This window comes from Alcanivorax sp. HI0083 (assembly GCF_001635175.1).
The window spans coordinates 1-4,681 of sequence record NZ_LWFX01001193.1 but is presented as its reverse complement, the minus strand read 5'-3'; the positions used below and the strand labels follow the sequence as shown (position 1 = coordinate 4,681).

The 4,681-nt window shown below is 59.9% G+C and carries 5 protein-coding genes; 4 read left to right on the top strand and 1 reads right to left on the bottom strand.

The annotated features are described in order from the left end of the window. Positions 1 to 1,151: oxygenase MpaB family protein (locus A3754_RS17270; protein WP_063520692.1), on the bottom strand; the 1,151-nt coding region annotated here is incomplete at its 3' end. An 80-nt stretch (positions 1,152 to 1,231) separates the two neighbouring features. Here A3754_RS17270 and A3754_RS17265 point away from each other — a divergent pair. The 4 genes from A3754_RS17265 to A3754_RS17250 all read left to right on the top strand — a co-directional run bounded on the left by A3754_RS17265 (position 1,232) and on the right by A3754_RS17250 (position 4,678). Next, positions 1,232 to 1,849 carry a TetR/AcrR family transcriptional regulator gene (locus tag A3754_RS17265; RefSeq protein WP_063520691.1) on the top strand — a complete coding sequence of 206 codons (618 nt, stop codon included), beginning with the start codon at positions 1,232 to 1,234 and terminating at the stop codon, positions 1,847 to 1,849. Further along, the gene (locus A3754_RS17260) at positions 1,846 to 2,841 is read left to right on the top strand and encodes an AraC family transcriptional regulator (protein ID WP_063520690.1); all 996 of its coding nucleotides are present in this window, start codon (positions 1,846 to 1,848) and stop codon (positions 2,839 to 2,841) included. Before A3754_RS17265 ends, A3754_RS17260 begins: the two co-directional genes overlap by 4 nt. 147 nt (positions 2,842 to 2,988) lie before the next feature. Beyond that, entirely contained in the window at positions 2,989 to 3,858 is an 870-nt protein-coding gene (locus A3754_RS17255) for a fatty acid desaturase (protein ID WP_063520689.1), read from the top strand. 13 nt (positions 3,859 to 3,871) lie between these two features. After that, positions 3,872 to 4,678, top strand: a complete 807-nt coding sequence (locus A3754_RS17250) for an SDR family oxidoreductase (protein WP_063520688.1) — start codon at positions 3,872 to 3,874, stop codon at positions 4,676 to 4,678. The last annotated feature ends 3 nt before the right edge of the window (positions 4,679 to 4,681 follow it).

Below are 4,681 nucleotides of genomic sequence, written 5' to 3'. Positions count from 1 at the left end.
TTACGTCCTCTTTGTTGCTGCCATTGGCGCAGCCCCGGAACATAGTGCTGGCCACTGAACGAGAGCAACCGCGGCAACAGCGTGGCCAGCGGGTACCAGGCCGATACCGATTCCGGCAACCCCAGCTGGGCCATCTTGTCGCGGCTCAGAAAGTAACGGCTGACACTCAGATGTTTCTGGTAGGCAAGCTTGCGCTGCAGGGATTCAAATCGGCGGAAATGACGCTCCAGCGGTTCTTGAGCCAGGGCCTTGCCCAGCTCCTGGCTGGTCCAGTCCGGCTGGCTCTGGGTCATCAAGGTGTGGTGCAGCAACACAATGCCGTCCTGCTCGCGATCCACCAGCCACTTTTCGTCCACGCCCATCAGCCAGCAGGCGTATTTCCACAGGTGCATCACCGCACGGGATTCCCGCGGCGTCACCGGCACCCCCATCTTGCGCAGGCCGCCCAGCATCACCACGCAGAACCCCAGATAAGTGGCCACCATATCCACCTGACTCAGGGGTAAGCCCCACTGCGCCACATCCCACTCCTCACGGCTGGCCAGGTTGCGGCGCACCAGCGAATGCACCAGGCGCACGTGCAAGGTGCCCCGGAAACCGGCACTGAAACGTTTCAGCCCCCCTTCCTCGGTACAGTCGACCCACCACTTCCCGGTCTCGGCAATGCGTCGCGACGCGCCCTGATTCAATGCCCCGGTCAACACCAGCGACTGATTGAAACCGGACAGCAGGTAGCCCCCCATCAATGCCAGATCACGCAACACATAGGGCGCGGTCATCCCGGTGGAATGAATAAAGCGGGCGCCCTCATCAATCAGGTCGAAATCCACCCAGGCCGGGCGCCTTTCCACACTTTTGATAAACAGCCGCAGCGGTTCCGGGCAATCCGGGATGGCAGCCAACCCCTCGGTAATGGCGGTTTCAAACAGCGCCCGCGCCTCACGGGGGCCATGATCCATCATCCAGTCCACCAATGAATCCATGGCCGGATCCCCCACACTGAGCGCCTCCAGCACCGCGCTGAATTCCTCCTGGCTGGGGGCCAGATCGCGGCCCAGCAGCTTGCGCAGCAACGCCGGCGTGGGTTGCTGGGTTTTCTCGAACGGGCGCGCCCGGCTGGGAATCGCATCGATATGAGCCTGTGCCGTCATCTCGGCCTCCACGGTGTGCTTGCGTTGGCCGGAAACATAATGCGAATATGTATTCGCATTCAATTCGCATTAGAGGCTCCATGCGCAAACGCCCCCAACAACAGCGTTCCCGGGAACTGGTGAAAGCACTGATCGACGCCACCGCGAAAGTCATCCAGCAGCAGGGCCTGGACAACACCACCACCGCCCGCATCGCCGAAGTGGCCGGGGTCAGCGTGGGGTCCCTGTATCAGTATTTCGGCGACAAGGACGGCCTTATCGAAGCGCTGATGGAAAGCCTGGCAGACGATATCGGCGCAGGCCTGAAGCGCCTGCCGTTGCTGGATAATGTGGATATGAACGCCATGATCAGCAGCGCCATCCAGTTTGGTTTCGCCGTGCTCAACTCCCGCGACGGGCTCTACCTGGAGCTGGTACGTAACTGGCACCGGCTACCCACCGACAGGGTGGTGAATACCTTGCAGCAGCATTTCATGGATCTGGCCAGGCTGTACTTCCTGCGCCACTATCAGGACTACCCGATTCGCAATCTGGAGGTGCGGGTGTTTATCGTCACCAACAGTGTGCTGTTCACCATGGTTCGCCATATCAGCCAGCACAACGGGCTGATTCGCGAGGACGACCTGGCCAACGAGCTGACCCGCATGGTCGCCGGTTACATGACGACTCCGCCTGACAGCCAGGACGCACCCGCATGAAACCCGATCTGGCCATGACCTACTGCCGCATGATTGCCCAAACCCTGGGCCTGGATCAGGCTGGCCTGGAAAAGCTGGTGGCCGATACCGGGGTGGACGTGGACACCCTGCAGCACAGCGATGGCTTCATCGACTGGCCCGGCGCCTGCCAGTTAATCAGCAATGCCCGCCAGCTCAGCGACCGTCCGGATATCGCCCTGCAAACCGGCCTGCGCGCCCTCCCCGCCATGCACGGCCCCATGGGCATGGCGGCCATGGCCAGCCCCACCCTGCGCGATGCCATGCAGCTGTTTGCCCGCTTCATCAACACCCGCACACAAGTCTTTACCACGGTGTTTGAAGAACAGCAGGGCACCATTACATTGCGACAGGAGTTCGCCTACCCACTGGACGACAATGTGCAGTTCCTGGTCGAATCCGTCATGGCCTCCGCCTTTGCCTGCCATGTGGTATTGCGCGGCAAACCGATTGACGGGGGAGAAGTCCATTTCAATTACCCGGCCCCTGACTACGCGGAGTGTTACGCCCAGACCTTCCCCCGCACCCGACTGATGTTTGACGCCGCTTGCACGGCCATCAAATTACCGTCCAGCTACGGCGATGAAACCCTGCCAAGCCACGATCAGGACCTGCTGTGGATCGCCATCGAGCAATGCGAAGCCCGCCAGGAAGCGCTGCGTAACCGCGGCACCGTCAGCGACCAGGTTCTGGCCCTGCTGCATCAGCACCACGGCAAGGCCAGCCTGGATACCGTGGCCGACCAGCTGCACATGAGCCCACGCACCCTGATCCGCAAGCTCAAACAGGAAAGCACCCGCTTCCAGCAGCTCCGTGACCAGACCCTCAGTCGCCGGGCCGCCCAGCTGCTCGGCCTGCCACACTACACCGTGGCCGCCGTGGCTGAAGATCTGGGCTACACCGATGTAGCCAGCTTCCGCCGCGCTTTCCAGCGCTGGTTCAACACCAGCCCCGGTCGTTTCCGCCGGGAATAGCATCAGCCGCAGTAGCGTGCTCGCACCGTGAGCAACACCACCGCGAAGACGATGTCATTTATCATCCCCTCCTTGTCAGCTTCCGCGCTTATCCACTTTCCTTTTTCCGGTAACACTGCGTAAAAGGCATCACTGGAGACGGTCGCAATGAACAAGTCTGACAGCACCAACAGCCCGACCCTTGCGCAGCTGAAAGTTTCTCCGCCGCTGGCATGGCCGACCGTGCTTATCCTGGTTGGTGCCGTAACAACCATCGCCTTGAGCTGGTTCCTGACCATGAACCACTTCTGGCCCCTGTGGCTGGGTGTCGTCGCCAACAGTGTGGCCGGCTACGCCCTGTTCACCCCGGCCCATGAAGCCATTCACCGCGCTGCTGCGCAGAAGCCAAAAACCAACGATTTCCTGTTGGCCGCCGCCACCTTTGTGGCCGTGCCCTTCGGCAAGGGCAAACTGTTCCGCTTGCTGCACATGCGTCACCACCGCTTTGCCAACGAAGAAAACGACCCGGACCACTGGATGGCCAGCAGCCTGTGGACCATGCCGTTATGGGGTCTCTGGCCTTACTTTTATCTGTACACCTTCCTGCGCAATCCGGCGCTTTTCCCCAATGTGAAGGTGTCCGAAATCGTCCGTGAAATTGTGGTGGCCGCCTTGATTATTGGCGCCCTGTGGTTGTGGGCGCCGTTCTACATGCTGATGCTATGGCTGATTCCCACCTATTTCGCCTTCTTCCTCATGTGCCTGGTCTTCATGGTGCTGCCCCACTATCCACATACCGGCCGCCAGGATGAGGACCCCAACACCACCGCCCTGATGCGCATGGGCCAGGAATGGTTACTGACACCACTGCTCATGTATCAGAACTACCATCTGGTCCATCACCTCTACCCCACCGTGCCGTTCTACCGCTACGGCAAGGTGTGGAAAGCCCGTGAGCAATACCACCGGGAACATTCCGGCAGCATGATCATTAAACCATTTCAACTCGGCCCGGATACTGATCGGCGCGCCGCCTGACAGGAGAACAACAATGACAAAAACCGTTTTGATCACCGGCGGTGCCGGCGGTATTGGTCGGGAATTCTGCAAACTGTTCAATGCTGACGGTTACCGCATCGTGGTGTTCAGTCTGCTTCAGGAGGAGCTGGATGCACTGGGACAACAGCTGAAACAGCAACGGGCAGATGTGGATTACCGGCCGGTACAGATGGATCTGTCGCAACCCGGTGCCGCCGAGGAAATTGTGCAGTGGCTGGAGCAGCAAGGGATTGAGCTGGACGTGCTGATCAACAACGTGGGCTTCGGCATGATGGGCGAGCATGTGGAGCAGGACAGCCAGACGCTTGAACGCATGCTGACTCTCAACAACATCCTGCTCAGCAAGCTATGCATGCTGGTGGGCGCAAAAATGAAGGCCCGCGGCGAAGGCAAGATCATGAACATCGGCTCCCTGGCGGGATTCTGCCCCATGCCGTTCTTTGCCGCCTACAGCGCCAGCAAGGCCTTTGTCATCAACCTGAGTGCATCGCTTCAGGAAGAACTCAAACCCTACGGTGTTCAAGTAACCTGCTTTTGTCCCAGCACCACCAAAACGGCGTTTCTGGATACCGCCGAGAGCCAACACAAATCCTCCAGCGGCATCCGGGAGTTTGTCTCGGCACACATTGCCACCCCGGAAGACGTGGCCAACGCCGGCTACGCCGCCTTGAACAAAGGCAAGCGCTACGCCCTGCCGGGCCTGTCTGTCACCCTGCAAAGTATCTGGATCCGCATGATGCCTTTGCGCGCCATGGCCAGTTTCGTTTACAAGAAATCGGTAAAAGAAATGGAAGGCTGATAG

What these genes read in the sequence shown, in the direction of transcription:
- A3754_RS17255 (WP_063520689.1), top strand. Translation starts at nt 2,989, where the DNA reads ATGAACAAGTCTGACAGCACCAACAGCCCGACCCTTGCGCAGCTGAAA.
- A3754_RS17260 (WP_063520690.1), top strand. Translation starts at nt 1,846, where the DNA reads ATGAAACCCGATCTGGCCATGACCTACTGCCGCATGATTGCCCAAACC.
- A3754_RS17265 (WP_063520691.1), top strand. Translation starts at nt 1,232, where the DNA reads ATGCGCAAACGCCCCCAACAACAGCGTTCCCGGGAACTGGTGAAAGCA.
- A3754_RS17250 (WP_063520688.1), top strand. Translation starts at nt 3,872, where the DNA reads ATGACAAAAACCGTTTTGATCACCGGCGGTGCCGGCGGTATTGGTCGG.